This is a genomic window from Phytoactinopolyspora endophytica, assembly GCF_004138495.1.
Taxonomy (GTDB): Bacteria; Actinomycetota; Actinomycetes; order Jiangellales; family Jiangellaceae; genus Phytoactinopolyspora; species Phytoactinopolyspora endophytica.
This window is the reverse complement of sequence record NZ_ML142852.1, coordinates 397,826-398,822: the sequence shown is the minus strand read 5'-3', so window position 1 is coordinate 398,822 and position 997 is coordinate 397,826. Positions and strand designations below refer to the sequence as shown.

1 protein-coding gene is annotated in these 997 nt (G+C 70.6%); it reads left to right on the top strand.

Annotated elements, in window-relative coordinates; genetic code table 11:
• Window positions 1–997: beta-galactosidase (locus ELR45_RS37370; RefSeq protein WP_205856330.1), on the top strand; the 997-nt coding region annotated here is incomplete at both ends.

Sequence of the window (997 nt, the reverse complement as noted above, 5' to 3'; positions counted from 1 at the left end):
AGGCGAGTACGACTTCACGTGGCTCGACGATCTCCTCGACCTGCTGCACGGCAATGGCATCGCCGTCGACCTCGCGACCCCCACCGCCTCCCCGCCGGCGTGGTTCTTCGCCGCCCATCCCGAGGCCCGCGTCGTCACCCGGGACGGTACGACCCTCGGCTTCGGCTCCCGCGGCATGGCCTCGCCGAGCTCGCCTGCCTACCGGGCCGCGGCGGTGCGGGTCGCCTCGGCGCTCGCCGACCGGTACGCCGACCACCCCGGCGTCGTCATGTGGCACGTGCATAACGAGTACGGCGCGCCCGTCGGGGAGGACTACTCCGAGGCCGCCGTCACGGCGTTCCGAGCGTGGCTGAAGGAGCGGTACGAGTCACTCGATGCGCTCAACGTAGCGTGGGGGACGGCCTTCTGGGGCCAGGTGTACTCCGACTGGGAGCATGTCGGAGCCCCTGCTGCGACCCCGTCCGTGGCGAACCCGGCGCAGCGGCTCGACTTCGCCCGGTTCACCGACCATCAGCTGCGGGCCTGTTACATCGCCGAGCGCGACGCCATCCGTGCACACGCCCGGCAGCCGATCACCACGAACTTCATGGCGAACGTGTGTCCCACCACCGACCTGTGGGCGTGGGCGCGAGAGGTCGACATCGTCTCGAACGACCATTACCTCACGGCCGCGGACGAGCGTGGGCACGTCGGCCTGGCGCTCGCGGCCGATCTGACTCGCTCGGTGGCGGGCGGGCGCCCGTGGATCCTGATGGAGCACTCTACGTCTGCGATCAACTGGCAGCCCCGCAACGTGGCCAAGCGGGCCGGGGAGATGGCCCGGAACTCATTGGCTCACCTGGCCCGTGGCGCCGACGTGATCGGGTTCTTCCAGTGGCGCGCGTCGCGCCAGGGCGCGGAGAAGTTCCATTCTGCGATGCTCCCGCACGCTGGCCCCGGCACACGGGTGTGGCGGGAGGTTCGCGACCTCGGTCAGGACGTCTCGCGGCTTGCCGAG